18 protein-coding genes and 1 tRNA gene are annotated in these 23,033 nt (G+C 73.0%); 14 read left to right on the forward strand and 5 right to left on the reverse strand.

The annotated features are described in order from the left end of the window. Nucleotides 1-75 precede the first annotated feature (75 nt). The 5 genes from Q6350_RS13410 (at nucleotide 76) to Q6350_RS13430 (ending at nucleotide 6,348) form a co-directional block, all read left to right on the forward strand. Nucleotides 76-1,239, forward strand: a complete 1,164-nt coding sequence (locus Q6350_RS13410; RefSeq protein WP_304607590.1) for a ubiquitin-like domain-containing protein — start codon at nucleotides 76-78, stop codon at nucleotides 1,237-1,239. 222 nt (nucleotides 1,240-1,461) lie between these two features. Next, complete coding sequence (locus Q6350_RS13415; RefSeq protein ID WP_304603225.1) at nucleotides 1,462-2,769, forward strand: resuscitation-promoting factor; 1,308 nt, start codon at nucleotides 1,462-1,464, stop codon at nucleotides 2,767-2,769. Between the two features lie 384 nt (nucleotides 2,770-3,153). Beyond that, complete coding sequence (locus tag Q6350_RS13420; protein WP_171247130.1) at nucleotides 3,154-4,506, forward strand: ubiquitin-like domain-containing protein; 1,353 nt, start codon at nucleotides 3,154-3,156, stop codon at nucleotides 4,504-4,506. Between the two features lie 43 nt (nucleotides 4,507-4,549). Continuing rightward, nucleotides 4,550-5,422, forward strand: a complete 873-nt coding sequence (gene rsmA / locus Q6350_RS13425; protein ID WP_304603227.1) for a 16S rRNA (adenine(1518)-N(6)/adenine(1519)-N(6))-dimethyltransferase RsmA — start codon at nucleotides 4,550-4,552, stop codon at nucleotides 5,420-5,422. Then, nucleotides 5,419-6,348 (forward strand): 4-(cytidine 5'-diphospho)-2-C-methyl-D-erythritol kinase, encoded by a 930-nt coding sequence (locus Q6350_RS13430; protein ID WP_304607594.1) that lies wholly within the window; start codon nucleotides 5,419-5,421, stop codon nucleotides 6,346-6,348. Before rsmA ends, Q6350_RS13430 begins: the two co-directional genes overlap by 4 nt. Nucleotides 6,349-6,551: 203 nt before the next feature. Here Q6350_RS13430 and Q6350_RS13435 read toward each other — a convergent pair whose 3' ends face one another. After that, the gene (locus Q6350_RS13435) at nucleotides 6,552-7,520 is read right to left on the reverse strand and encodes an acetylxylan esterase (RefSeq protein WP_305066452.1); all 969 of its coding nucleotides are present in this window, start codon (nucleotides 7,518-7,520) and stop codon (nucleotides 6,552-6,554) included. Between the two features lie 98 nt (nucleotides 7,521-7,618). Between Q6350_RS13435 and Q6350_RS13440 the strand changes: the two genes are divergently transcribed. Beyond that, the gene (locus Q6350_RS13440; RefSeq protein WP_305066453.1) at nucleotides 7,619-9,475 is read left to right on the forward strand and encodes an ABC-F family ATP-binding cassette domain-containing protein; all 1,857 of its coding nucleotides are present in this window, start codon (nucleotides 7,619-7,621) and stop codon (nucleotides 9,473-9,475) included. 46 nt (nucleotides 9,476-9,521) lie between these two features. Here the strand turns inward: Q6350_RS13440 and Q6350_RS13445 are convergent, their stop codons facing one another. Together Q6350_RS13445 and Q6350_RS13450 are read right to left on the reverse strand one after the other, a co-directional pair. Then, entirely contained in the window at nucleotides 9,522-10,454 is a 933-nt protein-coding gene (locus Q6350_RS13445) for an aldo/keto reductase family oxidoreductase (protein WP_171247002.1), read from the reverse strand. A 20-nt stretch (nucleotides 10,455-10,474) separates the two neighbouring features. Beyond that, nucleotides 10,475-11,335: an aldo/keto reductase gene (locus Q6350_RS13450; RefSeq protein ID WP_304607597.1), complete on the reverse strand. Its 861-nt coding sequence runs from the start codon at nucleotides 11,333-11,335 to the stop codon at nucleotides 10,475-10,477. A gap of 96 nt (nucleotides 11,336-11,431) precedes the next feature. Between Q6350_RS13450 and Q6350_RS13455 the strand changes: the two genes are divergently transcribed. Beyond that, nucleotides 11,432-12,328: a LysR family transcriptional regulator gene (locus tag Q6350_RS13455; protein ID WP_305066454.1), complete on the forward strand. Its 897-nt coding sequence runs from the start codon at nucleotides 11,432-11,434 to the stop codon at nucleotides 12,326-12,328. A 16-nt stretch (nucleotides 12,329-12,344) separates the two neighbouring features. Here the strand turns inward: Q6350_RS13455 and Q6350_RS13460 are convergent, their stop codons facing one another. Next, a complete protein-coding gene (locus Q6350_RS13460) occupies nucleotides 12,345-12,848 on the reverse strand; it encodes a MarR family winged helix-turn-helix transcriptional regulator (protein ID WP_305066455.1) in 504 nt (167 codons plus the stop codon). 64 nt (nucleotides 12,849-12,912) lie between these two features. Next, nucleotides 12,913-13,509 carry a TetR/AcrR family transcriptional regulator gene (locus tag Q6350_RS13465; protein ID WP_171247014.1) on the reverse strand — a complete coding sequence of 199 codons (597 nt, stop codon included), beginning with the start codon at nucleotides 13,507-13,509 and terminating at the stop codon, nucleotides 12,913-12,915. 299 nt (nucleotides 13,510-13,808) lie between these two features. Here Q6350_RS13465 and Q6350_RS13470 point away from each other — a divergent pair. The 7 genes from Q6350_RS13470 (at nucleotide 13,809) to Q6350_RS13500 (ending at nucleotide 23,032) form a co-directional block, all read left to right on the forward strand. Continuing rightward, nucleotides 13,809-13,880, forward strand: a tRNA-Gln gene (locus Q6350_RS13470). Between the two features lie 133 nt (nucleotides 13,881-14,013). After that, entirely contained in the window at nucleotides 14,014-15,606 is a 1,593-nt protein-coding gene (glmU, locus tag Q6350_RS13475) for a bifunctional UDP-N-acetylglucosamine diphosphorylase/glucosamine-1-phosphate N-acetyltransferase GlmU (protein WP_369810858.1), read from the forward strand. Between the two features lie 35 nt (nucleotides 15,607-15,641). Continuing rightward, on the forward strand, nucleotides 15,642-16,625 hold the full coding sequence (locus Q6350_RS13480; RefSeq protein ID WP_171246998.1) for a ribose-phosphate diphosphokinase: 984 nt from the start codon (nucleotides 15,642-15,644) through the stop codon (nucleotides 16,623-16,625). Between the two features lie 344 nt (nucleotides 16,626-16,969). Beyond that, nucleotides 16,970-17,584, forward strand: a complete 615-nt coding sequence (locus Q6350_RS13485; RefSeq protein ID WP_304603234.1) for a 50S ribosomal protein L25/general stress protein Ctc — start codon at nucleotides 16,970-16,972, stop codon at nucleotides 17,582-17,584. Between the two features lie 174 nt (nucleotides 17,585-17,758). Continuing rightward, nucleotides 17,759-18,361 (forward strand): aminoacyl-tRNA hydrolase, encoded by a 603-nt coding sequence (gene pth, locus Q6350_RS13490; RefSeq protein WP_171246996.1) that lies wholly within the window; start codon nucleotides 17,759-17,761, stop codon nucleotides 18,359-18,361. Between the two features lie 111 nt (nucleotides 18,362-18,472). Next, nucleotides 18,473-22,081: a transcription-repair coupling factor gene (gene mfd / locus Q6350_RS13495; RefSeq protein ID WP_305066459.1), complete on the forward strand. Its 3,609-nt coding sequence runs from the start codon at nucleotides 18,473-18,475 to the stop codon at nucleotides 22,079-22,081. A 54-nt stretch (nucleotides 22,082-22,135) separates the two neighbouring features. Continuing rightward, on the forward strand, nucleotides 22,136-23,032 hold the full coding sequence (locus tag Q6350_RS13500) for a pyruvate, water dikinase regulatory protein (RefSeq protein ID WP_304603237.1): 897 nt from the start codon (nucleotides 22,136-22,138) through the stop codon (nucleotides 23,030-23,032). Nucleotide 23,033 lies beyond the last annotated feature (1 nt).

Here is a 23,033-nt window from a genome sequence, read left to right on the forward strand (position 1 = left end):
TGTGCGGTGACAGTGGCGACGAACAGGACGAATCGACGGGCAGAGCCCCGTCGTCGGCGTACTCGGGCACCCTTCGTGGGGCGGCGTGGCCCGCTGCCCGCCGCCGCAGGCCTCGTCACGCGTGGCGTCGTCGTGGCCGCGGTCGCCGTCGGGACGGCCGGCGTCGTGGACGCCCACGCGGAGATCACCCTGGACGTCGACGGTCAGGTCCGCACGGTCGACGGCTACGGTGACACGGTCGCCGACGTCCTGGCGTTCCACGGGATCACGCCCGGACCGGACGACCTGGTCCAGCCCGCGCTGTCGGCCTCGGCACCGGACGACGGCGAGGTCGTGGTGCGCACCAGCAGGGACGTCACGATGGAGATCGACGGCGAGACGGTGACGTTCCCGACGACGGCGCACACCGTGGGAGAGCTCCTCGCCGCCCTCGGTCCCCGCGGCGAGGGGGCGGTCACGACTGCGTCGCGCAGCGACCTGCTGGGGCGCTCGCCGGTCCGGGTCTCGACGCTCAAGACCGTCCACGTCTCCGTCGACGGCGCCGTGCTCCCGCTGCGCACCACGCAGGCCACCGTGCGCGAGGTGCTCGACGAGGTGGGGATCACGCTCGCCGCCCAGGACGGCACGTCGGTGCCCCTCGGGGCCGCGGCCGTCGACGGCATGGTGGTGGTGGTGCACCGGGGCCAGTCGGCCTCGGACGTCGTCACCGAGGTGGTCCCGTTCGAGACGGAGACCGTCGAGTCCGACGAGCTGCCTCGGGGGCGCGAGATCGTGCAGACCCGCGGTGTGCCGGGGGAGCGTGTGACGACCTACGAGGTGCGCACGATCGACGGGACCGAGGTGGAGCGCACCGTCGTGGAGCGCACGGTCACGGTGGAGCCCGTGACGGAGGTCGTGCTGGTGGGCACCCTCGACATCGCCGACATGCAGGTCGACCCCTCCTCGGCGAAGGCCGTCGCGCGGTCGCTCGTGGCCGAGCGCGGTTGGGGCGACGACCAGTTCATCTGCCTGGACCAGCTCTGGGAGAAGGAGTCCGGCTGGCGCTGGAACGCCGAGAACCCGTCCAGCGGGGCGTACGGCATCCCGCAGGCGCTGCCCGGTTCGAAGATGCAGTCGGCGGGGTCGGACTGGCAGACGAATCCCACCACGCAGATCATCTGGGGCCTGGACTACATCACCGGCCGCTACGGCACCCCGTGCGAGGCCTGGGACCACTCGATGACCGTCGGCTGGTACTGAACCGTGTGACATCGGTAACACCCGGGGGCGGAATTTTTCGGTCATAGGTGTCCGCAACCGGCCATTCTTACCATGAGCACGGTTGGTCGAAGATCACGATGCGGTTACGGTCGTCGCGATCGCCGGACCGACCCGGACCCGACCGCTCGCGCCGGGGTAACCGTCGTCGAACCCGGACCGCACGACGTCTGGACCGCCATGCAGGCCTCTCCTTTCGACTCCGTGACTCCCTCGACCGAGCCGGTTGCCGTTCACTCCTCGTCCGCCGGCAGCGGTGGCGAGCCGCCCGCCGATGCGGCGGCCACCCGTCGTCGACGCCGCCGGTGGCCGCTCGTGGCCGTCGTGGCGACGCTCAGCCTGGTCGTGGCCGGCGGGGTCTCCGCGGCCGTGGTCGAGCAGCTGCGCAAGGACGTCACCATCGACGTCGACGGCCGCCTCACCACCGTCACGACCTACGCCGACACCGTCGACGACGTGCTGGCGGAAGAGGGCGTCCGCGTCGGCGACAACGACGAGGTGACCCCCGCCGTCGACGACGAGCTGCGTGACGGCACCGTCGTCGAGGTCCGGTACGGCCGCGAGCTGACGGTCGAGGCCGACGGCGAGCGGGAGGACGTCTGGGTCGCCGCCCTCGACGCCGACGAGGCGCTGGAGGAGCTCGCCGACCGTGCCGAGCAGATCCGGCTGCTGCCGTCGCGCTCCGCGGAGCGCGCCGTGCTGCCGATCCGCCTCGACGCCGACCAGCCCGTGACGCTCGTCGTCGGCGGCAAGTCGTCGGTGGTCGACGACGGTGCGGTCACCCTGGCCGAGCTGCTCGCCGCCGAGGGCGTCGAGATCGACGCCGACGACCGCGTGCACGTCGAGCAGGTCGACCCGCCGCGCGCCGGCGAACCGTCCGTGCGGGTCGTCGTGCAGATCGTCGACACCGAGAAGGTCGTGCGGACCAAGAAGATCGACTTCGACACCGTCACGAAGACCGACCCCGACCGCTACGCCGACCAGGGCTCGACCGTGGCCACGCAGGGCCGGCCGGGCGAGCGCACCATCACCTGGCGGGTCACCCGGGTCGACGGCGAGGTGACGAAGCGCGAGAAGGTGTCGAACAAGGTCACCACGAAGCCGGTGGATCGCGTCGTCGTCAAGGGCACCAAGGAGCGTCCCGCTCCCGAACCTGCTCCGCAGCCGACCGAGTCCAGCAGCTCGTCGTCCTCGTCCTCCTCGTCGTCCTCCTCGTCCGGTTCCACCTCGTCCTCCTCGTCGTCCGGTTCCACGTCCGGCGGGTCCGCGCCCTCCGGCTCCGTGTGGGCCGCGCTCGCGGAGTGCGAGTCCGGCGGTGACCCGACGACGAACACCGGCAACGGGTACTACGGGATGTACCAGTTCTCGCTGTCCACCTGGCAGGCCGTGGGCGGTACCGGGCTGCCGTCCGACGCGTCGGCCGCCGAGCAGACGAAGCGGGCGCAGATCCTGCAGTCGCGGGCCGGGTGGGGCCAGTGGCCGCACTGCGCCGCGAAGCTCGGTCTGCTCTGATCCCACCGTCCGAGGGTCGAACCGGCCCGGACGCCGTCGCGTTCACGCGCCTCAGGGGGCGCTCCACTTCGGGGACGACGACGGCGTCCGGGCCGGTTCGACCCTCGTGCCCGTCTCCGGGCGGTCCCCGTCTCGGCGGTCACCCGGGAGATGACGGAGCCTCGGATCTGACGGTGGGGGAACGGGGGTGTGCGGGGCGTGTGAAAGCCGTGTGCCCGCTGCCCCGATGTGACCTACGTCCTCTTGCCACGGATCACGGAATGGTTACGGTGGCCGCCGCGTCGTTCCGACCGGGCGAGTCCACGCCGTCAGGACCGACCGTCCAGAGCTGTCGACATGCACGGCCCGCAGGGGGCCGGCCCCACGCACTCACCTTGGAGCTGTATGACCTCCGTGCCCGAGAACATCGAGCCGCAGCCGACCACGGCTGAGACCCGAGCCGTGACCCGGACGCACCGCGTCCGTCGTCGGCGCACCCTCATCGCCTCGTTCACCGTCGGCGCCCTCGCCCTCGGTGTCGGTTCCGCCGTGGGCGTCTCGCAGGCCCACAAGACCGTGACGCTGGACGTCGACGGGGAGACCCGTTCGGTCGGCACCTTCGCCGGCGACGTCGACGGACTGCTCGACGAGCAGGGTGTCGACCTCGGCGAGCGCGACGTCGTGGCGCCGTCCACCGCCGCGGCGCTGCGCGACGGGAGCGACATCGTCGTGCGCACCGGCAAGCAGGTGGACGTCGAGGTCGACGGCAAGGAGTCGTCCACCTGGATCAACGCCGCCGACGCCAACGAGGCCCTGAACCTGCTGAGCCAGCGTGGCAGCGAGGTCCGCCTCGTCGCCTCGCGCTCCGCTGACCGTGCGGCGCTGCCGCTGGACGTGCACGCCGGCGAGGACGTCGCCGTCGTGGCCGACGACGAGATCGAGGTCGTGGACGGTTCCGACGAGCTGGACGCCGTGCTCGGCGCCGCCGACGTCGAGATCGACTCCGACGACATCGTCACCGTCACCGACGCCGCGACCGCCGGCGTCAAGGCCAAGAAGCTGCCCGAGGGCGTCGAGATGCCCGACGTGGCCGCCGTCGTCGAGCGCCTCGAGGTCGAGCGGGTCGAGAAGACCAAGAAGATCGAGCGGGACGTCAAGGTCGTCCAGGACGACGGCCGGTACGAGGACCTCGACCGCAAGGTCAAGAAGAAGGGCCGCGACGGGGTGCGCACCATCGTCCGCGAGGTCACCACGATCGACGGCGAGAAGGTCTCGAGCGAGAAGATCAGCTCCGAGGTCACCAAGAAGCCGAAGACCCGCGTGCTGGTCCAGGGCACCAAGGAGCGTCCGGAGCCGGAGCCCGAGCCCGCGCCGGAGCCCGCGACGTCGTCGAGCTCCAGCTCGTCGAGCTCGGGTTCCTCGAGCTCGGGTTCGTCGAGCTCGGGATCGTCCTACTCCGGGTCGAACCGGTCGATCGGTCAGCAGATGGCCGCCGAGCGCGGCTGGACCGGCTCGCAGTGGACCTGCCTGGAGTCGCTGTGGACCAAGGAGTCCAACTGGTCGCACACCGCGTCCAACCCGTCCTCGGGTGCCTACGGCATCCCGCAGGCGCTGCCCGGCGGCAAGATGTCCTCGCACGGCGGCGACTGGCAGACCAACCCGGCCACCCAGATCGCCTGGGGCCTGGACTACATCGCCGGCCGCTACGGCACGCCGTGCGGTGCCTGGAGCCACTCGCAGGCGAACAACTGGTACTGAGCCGACTGGTACCGACACCCCTGGTCGGGCGATACTGCCGCCCATGACCAACACCCCTGGCGCCCTGCTCGGCCCTGCGGAGATCCGCGAGCTGGCAGGGCGCCTCGGCGTTCGGCCGACCAAGACGCTGGGGCAGAACTTCGTCCACGACGGCGGCACGGTGCGCAAGATCGTCCGTGCCGCCGACGTGCGACCCGGTGACCGCGTCGTCGAGGTCGGTCCGGGGCTCGGATCCCTGACCCTGGGGCTCCTCGAGGCCGGCGCCTCGGTCGTGGCCGTCGAGATCGACCCGGTGCTCGCCGGCCAGATCACCGACACGGTGCAGCGCCACGCCCCCGACGCGGACTTCGAGGTCGTGACCGCCGACGCGCTCGACGTCACCACGCTCCCCGGGGAGCCGCCGACGGCGCTCGTGGCGAACCTCCCGTACAACGTCGCCGTGCCGGTGCTGCTGACGTTCCTCGAGCGTTTCGACTCGCTCCGTTCGGTGCTGGTGATGGTGCAGGCCGAGGTCGCCGACCGTCTGGCCGCGCCGCCCGGGTCCCGGACGTACGGCGTGCCGTCGGCGAAGGCCGCCTGGTACGGCGCCGCCCGTCGGTCGCTCAACATCTCCCGGCACGTGTTCTGGCCGGAGCCCAACGTCGACTCCGCGCTGGTGGCGATCGAACGCCACGACCCGCCGGAGACCACCGCCACGCGACGGCAGGTGTTCACCGTCGTGGACGCGGCGTTCGCCCAGCGGCGCAAGACCCTGCGCGCCGCGCTGTCGGGGCTGTTCGGCTCCGGCGCCGCGGCCGAGGAGGCGCTGCGTGCCGCTGGCGTCGACCCGCGGCTGCGCGGCGAGCGGCTCTCGATCACGGATTTCGCGCGGATCGCCGAGCACCTTCCCGTCACGGCTGGCACGGTGGACGAGTGACACTTGCTGCCGCCCCGTCGCCGTCCGTCCGCGTCCGCGCGCCGGGCAAGGTCAACCTCTCGCTGCGTGTCGGTCCGGTCGAGGAGGACGGCTACCACCCGCTGGTGACCGTGTTCCAGGCCGTGGCCCTGGTCGAGGAGGTGACGGCCACCGAGGTCGCCGACGGCGCGGGGATCTCCGTGACCGTCGAGGGACCGCAGGCCGACCGGGTCCCGCTGGACGCCACCAACCTCGCCTGGCGGGCGGCCGAGCTGCTCGCCGAGCACGTCGGCATCTCCCCGGACGTCGCGCTGCACCTGGCCAAGGGTGTCCCCGTCGCCGGCGGGATGGCGGGCGGGTCCGCCGACGCCGCGGCCACGCTGGTCGCCTGCGACGCGCTGTGGGGCACCGGGCTGTCCCGTGGTGAGCTCTCCACGCTGGCCGCGGTCCTCGGGTCCGACGTGCCGTTCGCCCTGCTGGGCCACACCGCCGTCGGGACCGGCCGCGGCCACCTGCTGACGCCGGCGATGTCCCGCGGGGAGTTCCACTGGGCGTTCGCGACCCGCGACGAGGGTCTGTCGACACCGGCGGTGTACCGACGGTTCGACGAGCTGTGCGGCCCGACCGCCCCGCCGGTGGACCTCGTCGACGACAACCCCCTCATGCAGGCGCTGCGCGCGGGCGACCCGTCGGCCCTCGGGGCGGCGCTGCACAACGACCTCGAGCCCGCCGCGCTGGACCTGCGGCCCGAGCTGGAGCGGACGCTCGAGATCGCCCGGAACGGCGGGGCGCTCGGGGCGATGGTGTCGGGGTCCGGACCCACGGTCGCCGCGCTGGCGCGGTCGCGCCAGCACGCACTGGCGATCGCGGCGACCTGGACCGCCGAGGACGCCGCGGACTCGGTGTGGTGCACGACGGCGCCCGCCGCGGGGGCCCGCGTCCTCTGACGGGCCGCGGAGCCCGCGGGTCAGGGCGGGATCTGCCCGGTCAGGGCCGAACCCCGCGACGGAGGGCCGACCGCCCGCGGGTCAGGGCCGACCCCGGCGAGTCAGGGCGGAACCCGCCGGGTCGGGGCGGAACCCGCCGGGTCGGGACGGCAGGGCAGGGCTCGAGGTCCGTGACCTCGAGTGCTCATGACGAGGGTCGCGGCTCAGACCTGCTTGCGCAGGAACGCGAGCGTCGGCGCGAAACGGTACTGCTGACCGCCCTCGTGCCCGTTGTAGGGGTAGACGTCGATCTCCCGGTCCGTGCCGCCCCAGGCGTTGTAGGCGGCGTAGACCGTGGACGGCGGGCAGACCTGGTCCATGAGCGCGACGGAGAACAGCCCGGCGGCCCGTGCGCGGCGGGCGAACGCGACGCCGTCGAGATAGGAGAGCGTGCGCCACACGGCGTCCGCGTGCTCGCGGTGGACCGACAGGTACCGCGTGATCTCCGCGTACGGGTCGGCGTCCGTGATCTCCACGGCGCGGCGGAAGTGGCTCAGGAACGGCACGTTCGGTGCCGCGGCGGCGACGTCGGGCAGCATGCCGGCCACGGCGATCGCGATGCCGCCACCCTGGGAGGTCCCGGCGACGGCGACCCGTGCCGGGTCGATCCCGTCGATCTGCCGCACGGCGTCCACGGCACGCACCCCGTCGGTGTACACGCGGCGGTAGTAGTGCTCCGCGGGATCGAGGATGCCGCGCGTCAGGAACCCGGGAGAGGCGGGGCCGTGCCCGACCGGGTCCGGGGTGTCCCCGCCGGACCCCCAGCCGGACCCCTGACCCCGGGTGTCGACCACGAGGTGGGCGAATCCGGCAGCCGCGTAGCCGAGGTGCTCGTGGGGCAGACCGCGTCCGCCGCCGTACCCGATGTACTCCACGACCGCCGGCAGCGGCCCGTCGACCCGTGCCGGCCGGACCAGCCACGCCTTGATCGGGTGCCCGCCGAACCCGGGGAACGTCACGTCGTCCACCGTGAGCTCCGTCAGTCCGGCGTCGACCCGCTCCACCCGCACGTCGCCGCCGTGACCGCGGGCCTCGGCGACGGTACCGGTCCAGAACGTGTCGAAGTCCTCCGGCTCTGGGATCGTCGGGCGGTACTCCTCGAGCTCGGCCGGGGACAGGTCGAACTGGGCCATCGGGCTCTCCTCACGCGGTGTCGGCGACGGTCCGAGGCTAGCGGTCCCGGCACCGTCGTCCGGACCGGGGGTGCAGCCGTGGCGACTACCCTGTTGCGGTGGCACATCTCCTCGGCGCGGACAGCATCTCGCTGACCATCGGCACCCGCACCCTGCTCGACGACGTCTCCCTCGGGCTCGACGACGGCGACCGGATCGGCGTCGTCGGCCCCAACGGCGCCGGCAAGTCCACCCTGCTGCGGATGCTCGCCGGGACCGCCGTGCCCGACGCCGGCCGCATCACCCGCGTGGGCGGCTCCCGGCTCGGGATGCTCGACCAGCGCGACGACGTCCCCGAGGGCGCCACGGTGCTCGACCTCGTGCACGGCGACGACGAGACCCACGAGTGGGCCTCGGACCCGCGGGTCCGTGCCGTGCACGCCGGGCTGCTGGCGGACCTCGACCTCGACAAGCCGGCCACGACCCTCTCGGGCGGCCAGCGCCGCCGCGTGGCGCTCGCCCACCTGCTCGTCGAGGACCCGGACGTGCTGCTGCTCGACGAGCCCACCAACCACCTGGACGTCGAGGGCGTGGCCTGGCTGGCCGAGCACCTGAGGAACCGCTACGGCCGCCCCGGTGCGACCGGTGCGCTGGTGGTCGTCACCCACGACCGCTGGTTCCTCGACGCCGTCTGCTCGCGCATGTGGGAGGTGCGCGGCGACGGCTCCGGCGCCGTCGACGGCTACGAGGGCGGGTACGCCGCCTACATCCTGGCCCGGGCCGAGCGGTCCCGGCAGGCCGCCGCGGCCGCGGAGAAGCGCAACAACCTGCTGCGCAAGGAGCTCGCCTGGCTCAAGCGGGGCGCCCCGGCGCGCACCTCGAAGCCGAAGTTCCGCGTCGAGGCCGCCCAGACGCTCATCGCCGACGAGCCGCCGCCGCGCGACCGGCTCGAGCTGACGCAGATGGCGACCAAGCGGCTCGGCAAGGACGTCCTGGACCTGGAGGACGTCACGGTGCGCGTCCCCCTGCCCGACGGCGGGGAGCGCACCCTGCTCGACGACGTCACGTGGCGCCTCGGGCCCGGCGACCGGTACGGCGTCGTCGGCGTCAACGGTGCGGGCAAGACGACCCTGCTCGCGCTGCTGGCCGGCCGCCGCACCCCGGAGGAGGGGCGCGTGCGACGGGGCAAGACCGTCGAGGTCGCCGAGCTCACCCAGGACGTCACCGAGCTGGACGACGTCGCGCACCTGACCGCCGTGCAGGTCGTGGACCGGGAGAAGCGGACCGTCGTCGTGGACGGCAAGGAGCTCACCGCGGGCCAGCTGACCGAGCGGCTCGGCTTCACCCGCGAGCGGGCGCACACCATCGTGCGCGACCTGTCCGGCGGGGAGCGGCGCCGGCTGCAGCTGCTGCGCCTGCTCGTCTCCGAGCCGAACGTCCTGCTGCTGGACGAGCCCACCAACGACCTCGACACCGACACCCTGGCCGCGGTCGAGGACCTGCTGGACGGCTGGCCCGGCACGCTGATCGTGGTCTCCCACGACCGCTACCTGCTGGAGCGCGTGTGCGACCGGCAGTGGGCGCTGCTCGGCGACGGGGCGCTGCGGGACCTGCCGGGCGGCGTCGAGCAGTACCTGGAGCTGCGGCGTGCGGCGACGTCCGGCCGGGCGCCGGCCCCGGGCGCCTCGTCCGCCGCCACGGCGCCCGAGGCCTCGGGCCCGGCCGCGTCGTCGGACGACCGGAAGGCCCCGGGGGCCTCGGCGGCCGAGCAGCGTCAGGCGAAGAAGACGGTGCAGCGCCTGGAGAAGCAGCTCGCCCGGCTCGCCGACGAGGAGACGCGCCTGCACGAGCAGATGGCGGCCGACCCGACCGACTTCGAGGCGACGGCGCGGCTCGACGCGCGGCTGCGCGCGCTGCAGGCCGAGAAGGACGAGCTCGAGATGGAGTGGCTGGAGGCCGCCGAGCTCGTCGAGTGACCCGTAGGCGAGGGGCGGCCCCGGGAGGACCGCCCCTCACGACAGGTCACGGCACGCGGTAGCCCGCGGCGCGGAACATCTCGTACCACTCGGCGCGGGTCAGCGGGATGTCCGAGCCCTGCGCGGCACCGGCGACGCGCTCCGGCGTCGTCGTGCCCAGCACGACCTGCATCCCGGCCGGGTGGCGGGTGATCCAGGCCGTGGCGATCGCGATGGCCGGCACGTCGTACTTCGCGGCGAGCCGGTCGATGACGGCGTTGAGCTCCGGGTAGTCCTCCGACCCGAGGAACACGCCGTTGAAGAACCCCGCCTGGAACGGCGACCAGGCCTGCACGGTGATGTCGTGCAGGCGGCAGTAGTCCAGCAGCCCGTTGTCGAGGCTGATCGACTGCTCCAGGCCGGCCATGTTGGCGGCCACGCCCTGGGCCACGACCGGCGAGTGGGTGATCGAGAGCTGCACCTGGTTCGCCACCAGCGGCTGACGGACGGACTTCTTCAGCAGCTCGATCTGCCCGGGCGTGTGGTTGGAGACGCCGAAGGAGCGGACCTTGCCGGTCGACTCCAGGTGGTCGAAGGCGCGGGCGACCTCGTCCGGCTCCACCAGCGCGTCGGGACGGTGCAGCAGCAGCACGTCCAGGTAGTCGGTGTCGAGGGCCTTCAGCGACTCCTCGACCGAGGTGACCAGGTGGTCGTAGGAGAAGTCGAAGTACGGGCCCTCGCGGACGATGCCCGCCTTGGACTGGATGGTCAGCTCCTCGCGCTGCGAGGGCGTGAGCTGCATGGCCTCGGCGAACCGGCGCTCGCAGCCGTGCAGGGGGTCGCCGTAGATGTCGGCGTGGTCGACGAAGTCGATGCCGGCGTCGCGGGCGGTGCGCACGAGCTCGCGGACGGCGTCGTCGTCCATCTGCTGGATGCGCATGAGGCCGAGGACGACGTTGGGGACCTGGCGGCCGCTGGTGCCGAGGGGGACGGTCTTCATGGGTGGATCCTCCGGGTGGTTCAGTGGTCGGAGAGCTCGGCGAGCTCGTCGGTGGTGAGCTCGAGGCCGACGGCGCCGGCCGAGTCCTGGATGCTCGTCGGTCGCGAGGCGCCGGGGATCGGCACGACGACCGGGGCGAGGGACAGCTCCCAGGCGAGCGTGACCTGCTGCGGGCTGACGCCGTGGCGCTCGGCCACGCGGCCGAACGCCGCGTGCGCCGTGCCGACCTCCGCGGCCCGGGCGATGCCGCCGAGCGGCGACCAGGGCAGGAAGGCCACGCCGAGCTCGGCGCAGTGCTGCAGCTCGCCCAGGCTGGAGCGGAACGCGGGGGAGAACTGGTTCTGCACGGACGCGAGGCGTCCGCCGAGCACCGCGTTCGCCTCGTCGATCTGCGCGACGTTCGCGTTGGAGATGCCGGCCTGCTGGATCACGCCCTCGTCGAGCAGCTCGACCAGGGCGCCGACCGACTCGGCGTAGGGCACCGACGGGTCGGGCCGGTGGAACTGGTACAGGCCGATCGCCTCGACGCCGAGCCGCTGTGCGGAGGCCTTGGCCGCCGCCTTGAGGTGCTCGGGGCGGCCGTCCTGGGTCCAGGAGCCGTCGCCGGGGCGCAGGTGCCCGCCCTTGGTGGCGACGAGCACCGAGGAGGTGTCGCCGCCCCAGGAGCGCAGGGCTTCGGCGATCAGCTCCTCGTTGTGCCCGACCTCCCCGGCGTCGCGGTGGTAGGCGTCAGCGGTGTCGATCAGCGTGACACCGGCGTCGAGCGCCGCATGGACGGTGGCGATCGAGCGCTCCCGGTCGGGGCGTCCCTCGATGGACAGGGGCATGCCGCCGAGCCCGATCGCGCTGACGGAGCGGTCTCCGATGGTGCGTGATTCCACGGTTCTCCTTGTCTCGACTGTGCTGTCGACGATAAGAAGTGAGCGATGATGAGTCCAACGACTTGAACTCATACCGTTCAGAACTGGGAGTGATCAATGGAGCTGCGGCAGATGGAGTACCTGGTCGCGGTGGCCGAGGAGGGGCACTTCACCCGTGCCGCGGCGCTGTGCGGGGTGACCCAGTCCGGGCTGTCCGCGGCGATCCGGAACCTCGAGAAGGAGCTGGGCGCGTCGCTGTTCTCCCGGACCACCCGCCAGGTCTCCCTCACCGACGCCGGGCGGGCCCTGCTGCCGTTCGCGCGGCGCATGCTCGCCCAGGCCTCCGCCGGGCGGGACGCCGTGGCGCGCGCCAGCCAGCAGCTCTCGGGACGGCTGCGGCTCGGGTCCGAGCAGTGCCTCGGCGTCATCGACGTCGGGCCGCTGCTCGAACGGTTCCGGCTGCGGTACCCGCTGGTGGACGTGCAGTTCACCCAGGCCGGGTCCGCCGAGCTCGCCACCCAGGTGCGGGCGGGCGACCTCGACGTCGCGTTCCTGGCGACCACCGAGCACCTCGGCTCCCTGCGGCGTCTGGAGCTCGGCCGCCGACCCGTCGTCGCGCTCGCCCACCCGACCGACGACCTCGCCCGGTCGCCGCAGGTCTCGTGGGAGGACCTGGCCGCCCGGGACTTCGTCGACTTCCGCGAGCCGTGGGCGATCCGTCGGCTCGTCGACGACGCCTTCGCCGACCGGCACCTCGAGCGGAGGGTGCGGATGAGCGTCGACGACGTCCACACGCTGCTGGACTTCGTCCAGCGCGGGCTCGGGGTCGCCGTCGTGCCCCAGCACGTCGCCGCCAAGCCGCAGGCCGCCGGTCTCGCGATCCTGGAGCTGCCCGTCGGCGGCGCCCCGGAGTGGGTGGTCTCGGCCGTCTCGGGGGCCTCGGCCGCGCCGACGGCGGTCCGTCTGCTCGAGCTGCTCGGAGAGGCGAACCTGGCGGTCGCGCAGCCGGCGTGAGCCGTCGCCGGGTCGACTACTCGTCGAACTGGGCGCCGAGGGTGCGCAGCAGCGCGGCGAGGCGGGGGCGTTCCTCGGCGGGCAGGGCGTCGAGGACCTGGGCCTCGACGTCCAGCAGGTCGCTCATCGCCGCGTCGACGCGTGAGCGCCCGGCGCCGGTGAGCCGGACCAGCACGCCGCGCCGGTCCTCGGGGGAGCGGTGGCGCTCGACGAGGCCGCGCTCGGCGAGCCGGTCGATGCGGTTGGTCATGGTGCCGCTGGTGACCAGGGTCTGGGCGACGAGGCGTCCGGGGGAGAGGCGGTACGGCTCGCCGGCGCGCCGCAGGGCGGACAGGACGTCGAACTCCCACGTCTCGAGGTCGTGCCGGGCGAAGGCGCCGCGACGGGCACGGTCGAGGTGCCGCGCGAGCCGGCTGACCCGGGAGAAGACGGTCAGCGGCTCGACGTCGAGGTCGGGGCGTTCGCGCTGCCAGGCGGTGACGATGCGGTCGACCTCGTCGCCGGGGTGCGTGCTCTCCATCCTCCGAGCCTAGCGCGGGTCTCTCGATATCAAGAATCTTGATATCGGCCTGTCGACGGCAGGGTCAGCGCTCGATGAGCCCCGGCTTGCGCTCCATGCCGGACAGCCCGTTCCAGGCCAGGTTGACCAGGTGCGCGGCGACGTCGGACTTCTTGGGTCGCCGGGCGTCGAGCCAGTACTGACCGGTCAGCGCCACCATGCCCACCAGCATCTGTGCGTACAGCGGGGCGACCTTGGGGTCCAGCCCGTTGCTGCGGAACTCCTCGGCCAGGATGTGCTCGACCTGCGTGGCCACGTCCCCGATCAGGGACGAGAAGGTCCCGGTCGCCTGGGCGACGGGGGAGTCGCGCACCAGGATGCGGAACCCGTCCTCGGAGGACTCGATGTAGTCGAGCAGCGCCAGCGCCGTCCGCTCGAGCAGCACCTTGGGGTGGCCGCCCTCGGCCAGCGCCCCCGTCAGGGCGCCCGTCAGGGCCTGCACCTCGCGGTCGACGATGACGGCGTAGATGCCCTCCTTGCCGCCGAAGTGCTCGTACACCACGGGTTTGGAGACCTCCGCCGTGCTGGCGATCTCCTCGACGCTCGTGCCGTCGAACCCCTTCGCCGCGAACAGTCCGCGGCTCACGGCCACCAGCTGCTCGCGGCGCTGGCTCGCGGTCATGCGCGCACGCGGCGGGCGTTTCGTCTCCCGGGGTGCAGCAGCCATGACCTCCATTCTGCCTGGTGCGCGGCCCGGCGGGGTGCGCGGTCCGTCCCGGCGGCGCCCCCCGGTCGGCGTGGCGCCGCGCGAGCCCCGGTGTGGTGCGCCCCACGGTGCCGGCCGGTGCGCCCGGGCGGGATGTGTGCGAGCCACCCGCGGCGACCTGGCAGACTGAGGCCTGGATGTGCGGCGCCCGGGGCCCTGGAGGTCGCCGGCCCGACGGCGGAGCCGGGCGTGGTCCGGTACGACGTCGCGCACGATCCGCCTTGGTGTAATCGGCAGCACAAGGGTTTTTGGTGCCCTTGGTCCAGGTTCGAATCCTGGGGGCGGAGCTCGCGCCAGACCCCCGACAGAGACGGAGCAGTGGTGGTTCCCACGGTCCCCCAGGGCGAGCAGCACCCGACCGACCCGACGACGGCACGACCCGCCGCCGTCGTGGTCCTGGCAGCCGGGCAGGGCACCCGGATGAAGTCCGCGACCCCCAAGGTGCTGCACGGCATCGGCGGCCGCACGATGCTCGGGCACGCGATGACCGCGGCACGGGAGCTGACGCCGGAGCACGTCGCCGTCGTCGTGCGCCACGAGCGCGAGCAGGTCGCGGCCGCGGCGCGGGAGATCGACGCGTCGGCGCTCGTCGTCGACCAGGACGAGATCCCCGGCACCGGGCGCGCCGTGCAGTGCGCACTGGACGCCCTCGACGCCCGGGCGCACGCCGTCCGCGCGGCCGACCTGGTGCACAGCGCCGACGAGGTCCACGACGCCGACGGCGAGCACCCGCTCGGCGACGGCCTCGAAGGTGCCGTCGTCGTGCTCGCCGGCGACATCCCGCTGCTCGACGGCGCCACGCTCGCCGAGCTCCTCGCCGCCCACCACGCCGACGGCAACGCCGTGACGGTCCTGACGACCGAGCTGGAGGACGCCACCGGCTACGGGCGGATCGTGCGCGAGGCCGGCACCGGCGACGTCACCGCGATCGTCGAGCACGCCGACGCCACGCCCGAGCAGCGCGAGATCCGGGAGATCAACTCCTCGGTCTACGTCTTCGACGCCGCCGTGCTGCGACGCGGCCTGGGCGGTCTCGGCGACGACAACGCCCAGGGCGAGGTCTACCTCACCGACGTCATCGCCTCCGCCCGCGAGGCCGGCGGCGCCGTGCGCGCGCTGCTGTCCGACGACCCGATGCTCGTCGAGGGCGTCAACGACCGGCTGGCGCTGGCCACGCTCGGTGCCGAGCTGAACCGCCGCACCCTGGAGCGCTGGATGCGCGAGGGCGTGACCGTCGTCGACCCCGCCAGCACCTGGGTGGACGTCGACGTCGAGCTCGCCCGCGACGTCACCCTCCTCCCGGGCACCCAGCTGCACGGGGCGACCACGGTCGCCGAGGGTGCCACGGTCGGCCCCGACACCACGCTGACCGACGTCGAGGTCGGCGAGCGGGCCAGCGTCGTGCGCACGCACGGTTCGCTCGCGGTGATCGGCGCCGACGCCTCGGTCGGGCCGTTCGCCTACCTGCGGCCGAACACGGTGCTCGGCGCCCGCGGCAAGATCGGCACCTTCGTCGAGACGAAGAACAGCCAGATCGGCGAGGGCTCGAAGATCCCGCACCTGTCCTACATCGGGGACGCCACGATCGGCGACGAGAGCAACGTCGGCGCGGCCTCCGTGACGGTCAACTATGACGGCGTGCACAAGCACCGCACGGTCATCGGCTCGCACGCGCGCACCGGGGCGGACAACATGTTCGTCGCCCCCGTGACCATCGGTGACGGCGCGTACACCGGCGCCGGCAGCGTCGTCACCCGGGACGTCCCCGCGGGCGCGCTCGGCGTCAGCCGTGCCCAGCAGCAGAACATCGAGGGGTGGGTGGAGCGCCGTCGCGCCGGCACGCCGGCCGCGGAGGCCGCCGCCCGCACCCGGGACGGGGCGGCCGAGGACGGTGGCGGCCTCGGCCCGCAGGCGAAGCTGGAGCTGGCCGAGCACAATGCCCTGACAGGAGCGATCCCGAAGGTGTCGCACACCGACGACGCCGGGGACCCGGCCTCCTCCGAGTCCGCCTGAGACCGAGCCGCACGTAGCGAAGGAATCTCCTACTGATGAACACCTCCATCCCGGGTACCGGAGAGCGGACCCTCGTCGTCGCGGCCGGTCGCGCACATCCGGCCCTCGCCGAGGACGTCGCCGACGAGCTGGGCATCAACCTGCTGCCGACCTCCGCGTACGACTTCGCCAACAGCGAGACGTACGTCCGGTTCGGCGAGTCGGTCCGCGGCACGGACATCTTCCTGCTGCAGAGCCACACGGCACCGGTCAACCAGTGGTTGATGGAGCACCTGCTCATGGTCGACGCGGCCAAGCGTGCCTCGGCCCGGACGATCACGGTGGTCGCCCCGTTCTACGCCTACGCCCGGCAGGACAAGAAGTCCCGCGGTCGCGAGCCGATCTCCGCGCGGCTGGTCGCGGACATGCTGCACACCGCCGGTGCGGACCGGATCATGAGCGTGGACCTGCACACCGCGCAGATCCAGGGCTTCTTCGACGGTCCGGTCGACCACCTGTGGGCGATGCCGGTGCTGACGGACTACGTCCGCACCCGTGTCGACACCTCGAACGTCACGGTCGTGTCCCCGGACGCCGGCCGGATCCGCGTGGCCGAGCAGTGGGCCGCCAAGCTCGGCGGCGGCCCGCTGGCGTTCGTGCACAAGACGCGTGACGTGACCCGCCCCAACCAGGCGGTGGCGAACCGGGTCGTCGGTGACGTCGAGGGGCGCGACTGCGTGCTCGTCGACGACCTCATCGACACCGGCGGCACGATCTCCGAGGCGGCCAAGGTCTGCATGGAGGCCGGTGCGAAGTCCGTGATCGTGGCCGCCACCCACGGCGTGCTGTCGGACCCCGCCCCGCAGCGGCTGTCCGAGTCCGGTGCCGTCGAGGTCGTCGTGACCGACACGCTGCCGATCCCGCCCGAGAAGCGCTTCGACGGGCTGACCGTGCTGTCGATCGCGCCGCTGGTCGCCCGCGCGATCCGCGAGGTGTTCGACGACGGCTCGGTGACGTCGCTCTTCGACGGCAACCCCTGATCCCCGCCGGGGCGTGCGCCGGCGTGAGCCGGTGCACGCCGGCGGAGGTTTCCTCGACGTCTGCGGACCGGGTACAGTAGACCGGTTGCCTCGGCGAGGGACGTCTGACGGGCAGCGGATCCGACCGGGTCGTGCTGCTCGACGCAGGGACTGCGTCGGACCTCCGTGATCGACTGGGCGGCTGCCGGTGCGGTGACGTCGTCCCGCCCGTGCGGCGTCCCGCGGTCGTGTCCGTCACGTGCCCCACGCCGACGCAGCCGCCCGTCCGCACCGGCTTCGGTCGCGGGCAGCCGGTGGTCCTGTTCCGTCCGCCGGCACGCACAGTCTTCCCAGGAGTGATCCCCATGGCCGAGATCAAGCTCGCCTCCGAGGTCCGCACCGAGTTCGGCAAGGGCGCTGCCCGTCGTATCCGCCGTGCGAACAACATCCCCGCCGTCCTGTACGGCCACGGCACGGACCCGGTCCACGTCACGCTGCCGGGCCACGCCACGATGCTGGCCGTGCGCCACACCAACGCCCTCATCGAGCTCACCTTCGACAACGGCACCGAGCTCGCCGTCGTCAAGGACATCCAGCGCCACCCCGTGACCTGGAACATCGAGCACATCGACCTGCTGCTGGTGAAGAAGGGCGAGAAGATCGCCGTGGACGTCTGGATCCAGGTCGACGGCGAGTCCGCCCCCGGCACGATCCACTTCGTCGAGTCGCAGACCGTGTCCGTCGAGACCGACGCCACGAGCATCCCCGAGTACATCCACGTCTCGATCGAGGGTCGCGAGTCCGGCGACAACATCCACGCGGGCGACCTCGAGATGCCGAAGGGCGTCACGCTGCTGACCGACCCGGAGCACGCGGTCGTGACGATCACCGAGCCGCGCGGCGAGGAGTCGGCCGAGGAGGCCGAGGAGGAGTCCGCCGCGTCGGCCGAGCCGACCGAGGGCGAGTCCTCCGCGGAGTGATCCCGGCCTGAGCGGACCGTCCGGCCACGGCCGGGCGCCGCACCGCGCCGCGACATCGCGCCAGGGCCCGACGGCGGACCACACGTCCCGCCGTCGGGCCCTTCGCCGTCCGGCTAGAGTCGGCGCTGACCCGCACCGAGGCGCCCCGACCCGACCGACCGATGGGAGACGAGCATGGCTGACGGACCCTGGCTCGTCGTGGGCCTCGGCAACCCCGGGCCCCGCTACGCCGGCAACCGCCACAACGTCGGCCACATGGTGCTCGACGTCCTGGCGGAGCGCACCGGCAGCCGGTTCGCCAAGCACCCCCGCGCCCAGGCGGCCGTCGCCGAGGCGCGGCTCGGGGTCCTGCCCGGCGGCGCCCCCGGGCCCCGCGTCGTGCTGGCCAAGCCCACGACCTACATGAACACCTCCGGCGGCCCGACGTCGGCGCTGGCCTCCTACTACGGCATCGGGGCCGACCGTGTGCTGGTCGTGCACGACGAGGTCGACATCCCCTTCGACTCCCTCAAGCTGAAGACCGGCGGGGGCGAGGGCGGCCACAACGGCCTGCGGGACATCTCCAAGGCGCTGGGGACCCGCGACTACACCCGGGTGCGCGTCGGCGTCGGCCGCCCGCCGGGACGGATGGACACCGCGGACTACGTGCTCAAGGACTTCTCGGGGTCCGAGCGCAAGGAGCTGCCGATGCTGCTCGTCGACGCGGCCGACGCCGTCGAGATGGTCGCCACCGAGGGCCTGCTCGCGGCGCAGGGCCGGTACCACGCCCGAGCCTGACCGGGCGGGGCCCCGCCGGGCCCGCGCCACCCGCCGTATCCTGAGGACGCCAGCCCGCACGCCCCGCCCCGGGGCGAGGTGGGCCCGTCGCCGTGCGCACGAAGGACTCTCATGAACCTCACCGGCATCGTCCCTGCTCTGCTCGCCGACCCCGGCGCTGCCGCTGCACTCGACGCGGTCCCCGAGGGCGGCGAGGTCGACGTCGTCGGTCCGCGGGGCGTCCGCGCGCCGCTGCTCGCCGCCGCCGCCGAGAAGCGCCCCCTCGTGGTCGTCACGGCGACCGGCCGGGACGCCGACGAGCTGGCCGCCGCGTTGCGCGCGTACCTGCCGGACGACCGGTCCGACGGCATCGCCGTACTGCCCTCGTGGGAGACGCTGCCGCACGAACGGCTGTCGCCCCGCGCCGACACCGTGGCCCGCCGCCTCGCGGTCTTCCGGCGGCTCGCCCACCCCGACGAGGCAGGCCCGACCGGCCCCGTCGACGTCCTGGTGATGCCGGTGCGGGCTCTGCTGCAGCCCGTGGTGGACGGCCTCGGCGAGCTGGAGCCCGTGGCGCTGCGCACCGGGCAGGAGGCGGACCTCACCGCCGTGGGCGACGCCCTCGTGGCCGCCGCCTACACCCGCGTCGACATGGTCGAGCGCCGGGGGGAGTTCGCCGTGCGCGGCGGCATCCTCGACGTCTTCCCGCCGACGGAGGACCACCCGCTGCGCATCGAGTTCTGGGGCGACGAGATCACCGAGATCCGGTGGTTCGCCGTGGCCGACCAGCGGTCCCTGGAGATCGCCGACCACGGGCTGTGGGCACCGCCGTGCCGCGAGATCCTGCTCACCGACGCCGTGCGCGCCCGGGCCGCGGACCTGGTGCAGCAGCTCCCGGGCGCCACCGACATGCTGGACAAGCTCGCCGCGGGCGTCGCGGTCGAGGGCATGGAGTCCCTCGCCCCGGTGCTGGTGGAGCGCATGGTGCCGGTGCTCGACCTGGTCCGCGACGACGCGCTGCTGGTCCTGGACGAGCCGGAGCGGGTGCGGCGTCGCGCCCACGACCTCGTGGCCACGACCGAGGAGTTCCTCGCCGCGGCCTGGACCGGCGCCGTCGCCGGTGCCGACGCACCGATCGACCTGTCCGCCGCGTCGTTCGCGACGTTCGCCGAGACCCGCGAGGTCGCCGCCCGCCGGGGCCTGGGCTGGTGGACGCTGTCCGCGTTCTCCCTGGAGGGGGCCGAGACCGCCGACGAGGACGCGCCGCCCGTCGCGACGGGGGAGGACGGCGCGACCACGGTCACGATCGCCGCCCGCGACGTGGAGTCCTACCGCGGGGACGTCGCCCGTGCGCTGGACGACGTGCGGGGGCTGCAGAAGGCGGGCTGGCGCCTCGTGCTCACCACGGAGGGCCCCGGACCGGCCAAGCGCATGGTCGAGCAGCTCGGCGCGTCCGACACCGCGGCCCGGCTGTCCACGGACCTGGCCACCGAACCCGAGGGCGGCGTCGTGCACGTCGTCCCGGCGCTGGTCGGCAAGGGGTTCGTCGTCCCCGAGCTGCGGCTCGCGGTCTTCAGCGAGGCCGACCTCACCGGTCGGCAGGGTTCGACCACCCGCGACATGCGCAAGATGCCCTCCCGGCGCCGCAACGTCGTCGACCCGCTGCAGCTCCAGGCCGGCGACTTCGTGGTCCACGAGCAGCACGGGGTCGGACGGTTCGTCGAGATGGTGCAGCGCACCCTCGGCGCCGGGGCGAGCGCGGCCACCCGCGAGTACCTGGTGATCGAGTACGCCTCGTCCAAGCGGGGCCATCCGGGGGACCGGCTGTTCGTGCCGATGGACCAGCTCGACCAGGTCACCAAGTACACCGGCGGGGAGTCGCCCAGCCTGAACAAGATGGGCGGCGCCGACTGGAAGAACACCAAGGCGCGCGCCCGCAAGCACGTCCGGGAGATCGCGAGCGAGCTCATCCGGCTGTACTCGGCGCGCATGGCCACCGAGGGCTACGCCTTCGGGCCGGACACCCCGTGGCAGCGGGAGCTCGAGGACGCCTTCGCCTACGTCGAGACGCCCGACCAGCTCGTCACCATCGACGAGGTCAAGGCCGACATGGAGAAGACCGTCCCCATGGACCGGCTGATCTGCGGTGACGTCGGCTACGGCAAGACCGAGATCGCGATCCGGGCGGCGTTCAAGGCCGTCCAGGACGGCAAGCAGGTGGCCGTGCTCGTGCCCACCACGCTGCTGGTGCAGCAGCACTTCGACACGTTCTCCGAACGGTACGCGGGGTTCCCGGTGAACGTCCGCGCCCTGTCGCGGTTCCAGAGCGCCAAGGAGTCCGAGGAGACGATCGCCGGCCTCAAGGACGGCTCGGTCGACATCGTCATCGGCACCCACCGACTCATCACGGGCTCGGTGCACTTCAAGAGCCTCGGCCTGGTGATCGTCGACGAGGAGCAGCGCTTCGGCGTCGAGCACAAGGAGACGCTCAAGCAGCTGCGCACCAACGTCGACGTGCTGGCGATGTCGGCGACGCCGATCCCGCGCACGCTGGAGATGGCGGTCACCGGCATCCGGGAGATGTCGACGCTCGCCACGCCCCCGGAGGAGCGCCACCCGGTGCTCACCTACGTCGGTGCGTACGAGGAGAGGCAGATCGCCGCGGCGGTGCGCCGTGAGCTGCTGCGCGAGGGGCAGGTCTTCTACATCCACAACAAGGTCGAGTCCATCGACCGGACGGCGGCGAAGATCCGTGAGCTCGTGCCGGAGGCCCGCGTGGGTGTCGCGCACGGCAAGATGAGCGAGAACCAGCTCGACCAGGTCATCCGGGCCTTCTGGGAGCGGGAGGTCGACGTCCTGGTGTGCACCACGATCGTCGAGACCGGCCTGGACATCTCCAACGCCAACACCCTGATCCTCGAGCGCGCCGACACCTTCGGGCTGTCGCAGCTCCACCAGCTGCGCGGTCGCGTGGGCCGTGGTCGCGAACGTGCCTACGCCTACTTCCTGTACCCCCCGGAGCGGCCGCTCACCGAGACGGCCCACGACCGGCTGGCGACGATGGCCGCGAACACCGACCTCGGGGCGGGCATGCAGATCGCGATGAAGGACCTCGAGATCCGTGGGGCGGGCAACCTGCTCGGCGGCGAGCAGTCCGGCCACATCGCCGGTGTCGGGTTCGACCTGTACGTGCGGATGGTCGGCGAGGCCGTCCGCGCGTTCAAGGGCGAGGGGGACGCCGAGGAACCCGAGGTCACCATCGAGCTCCCGGTCGACGCGCACCTGCCCGAGTCGTACATCGCGACGGAGCGTCTGCGCCTCGAGGCGTACAAGAAGATCGCGGCCGCGCAGGACTCCGCGGCCCTGGCCGAGGTCCGCGCCGAGCTGACCGACCGGTACGGGGCGCTCCCGGAACCGACCGAGTCGCTGTTCTGGGTGGCGGAGTTCCGCAACCACGTGCGGCGGGCCGGGCTCACCGACATCACCGCGCAGGGCAAGTACATCCGCTTCGCGCCGGTGGACCTCCCCGAGTCGGCCCAGATGCGGCTCAAGCGGCTGTACCCCGGCACGGTCCTCAAGCCCGGCATCCGGGCCTTCCTCGTCCCGTTCCCCACCACGGCGCGGATCGGCGGCAAACCGCTGCGCGGCGCGGCGCTGCTGGACTGGGCACGGCAGCTGGTGGACGCCGTCGTCCTGGGGGAGGTGTCGGCCGCCGCGGCGGCCGGGACGGCCACGCGCTGACGACGCGCCCGGCCCACCCGGCGCGACGACGGTCCCCGGGCCTAGCCTGGGCCCATGATCACCTCCGAGCGGGTCGTCATCCACGTCGTCGCGGACTCGACCGGTGACACCGGTGCCCGGGTCGGCCGTGCCGTCCAGGCGCAGTACCCCGAGCTCGAGGTCGTCGTCGTGCGGCACCCGCGCCTGCACAGCCAGGAGGGGCTCGACGACGTCGTGGAGCAGCTGCGCGCCGACCCGGACCTGGCCGTCGTGTTCTGCACCGTCGTGGACGAGGTGCTGCACGGGCAGGTCATCGACCGGTGCGCTGAGCTGGACATCCCGTGCGCCGACCTGCTCACCCCGGCCCTGGACGCCGTCACCGCCCGGACGGGGGCCGAACCCGCCCGGCTCGTCCAACCGGTGGGGCTCGCGGCCGACTACTTCGAGCGCATCCACGCGATGGAGTTCGCGATCGCCAACGACGACGGTCACGTCACGCCGGACGGGCTCCAGGAGGCGCAGATCGTCCTGGTCGGCGCCTCGCGCACCGGCAAGACGCCGCTGTCGATGTACCTCGGCTACCTGGGCTACCGGACCGCGAACATCCCCCTCGTCGCCGGCGTCCCGCCGCCGCCGGAGCTGTTCCGGGTCGACTCCTGGAAGCTCGTCGGGCTGACCATCGACCCGGAGCGCCTGGTGTCGATCCGCCGGCGCCGGGTGGACCTCATGGGGGCCGCGCGGCAGGGCTCCGGGAGCCTCGGCGGGTACGCCGACCTGGCGCGCATCGTCGACGAGCTCGACGACGTCGCGCAGGTGCAGCGCCGGCTCGGGTGCCCGGTGCTGGACACCACCACGCTGGCCCTGGAGGAGGCCGCGGGGCGGATCATCGATCTTGTGACAGCGCGGCGCCGCACCCGTACAGTCCTGCCCACAAGCGCCGACGGGCGGAGCGATCCTTCCGCCCGGAGCTGAG

The sequence above is a fragment of the Isoptericola sp. b515 genome (genome assembly GCF_030588125.1).
GTDB lineage: Bacteria > Actinomycetota > Actinomycetes > Actinomycetales > Cellulomonadaceae > Isoptericola > Isoptericola sediminis.

Excerpts from the sequence above, each read along its gene's own strand:
- Q6350_RS13420 (WP_171247130.1), top strand. The coding sequence starts at position 3,154 with ATGACCTCCGTGCCCGAGAACATCGAGCCGCAGCCGACCACGGCTGAG.
- rsmA (WP_304603227.1), top strand. The coding sequence starts at position 4,550 with ATGACCAACACCCCTGGCGCCCTGCTCGGCCCTGCGGAGATCCGCGAG.
- Q6350_RS13435 (WP_305066452.1), bottom strand. The coding sequence starts at position 7,520 with ATGGCCCAGTTCGACCTGTCCCCGGCCGAGCTCGAGGAGTACCGCCCG.
- Q6350_RS13445 (WP_171247002.1), bottom strand. The coding sequence starts at position 10,454 with ATGAAGACCGTCCCCCTCGGCACCAGCGGCCGCCAGGTCCCCAACGTC.
- Q6350_RS13455 (WP_305066454.1), top strand. The coding sequence starts at position 11,432 with ATGGAGCTGCGGCAGATGGAGTACCTGGTCGCGGTGGCCGAGGAGGGG.
- Q6350_RS13460 (WP_305066455.1), bottom strand. The coding sequence starts at position 12,848 with ATGGAGAGCACGCACCCCGGCGACGAGGTCGACCGCATCGTCACCGCC.
- Q6350_RS13465 (WP_171247014.1), bottom strand. The coding sequence starts at position 13,509 with ATGACCGCGAGCCAGCGCCGCGAGCAGCTGGTGGCCGTGAGCCGCGGA.
- glmU (WP_369810858.1), top strand. The coding sequence starts at position 14,014 with ATGAAGTCCGCGACCCCCAAGGTGCTGCACGGCATCGGCGGCCGCACG.
- Q6350_RS13480 (WP_171246998.1), top strand. The coding sequence starts at position 15,642 with ATGAACACCTCCATCCCGGGTACCGGAGAGCGGACCCTCGTCGTCGCG.
- Q6350_RS13485 (WP_304603234.1), top strand. The coding sequence starts at position 16,970 with ATGGCCGAGATCAAGCTCGCCTCCGAGGTCCGCACCGAGTTCGGCAAG.
- pth (WP_171246996.1), top strand. The coding sequence starts at position 17,759 with ATGGCTGACGGACCCTGGCTCGTCGTGGGCCTCGGCAACCCCGGGCCC.
- mfd (WP_305066459.1), top strand. The coding sequence starts at position 18,473 with ATGAACCTCACCGGCATCGTCCCTGCTCTGCTCGCCGACCCCGGCGCT.
- Q6350_RS13500 (WP_304603237.1), top strand. The coding sequence starts at position 22,136 with ATGATCACCTCCGAGCGGGTCGTCATCCACGTCGTCGCGGACTCGACC.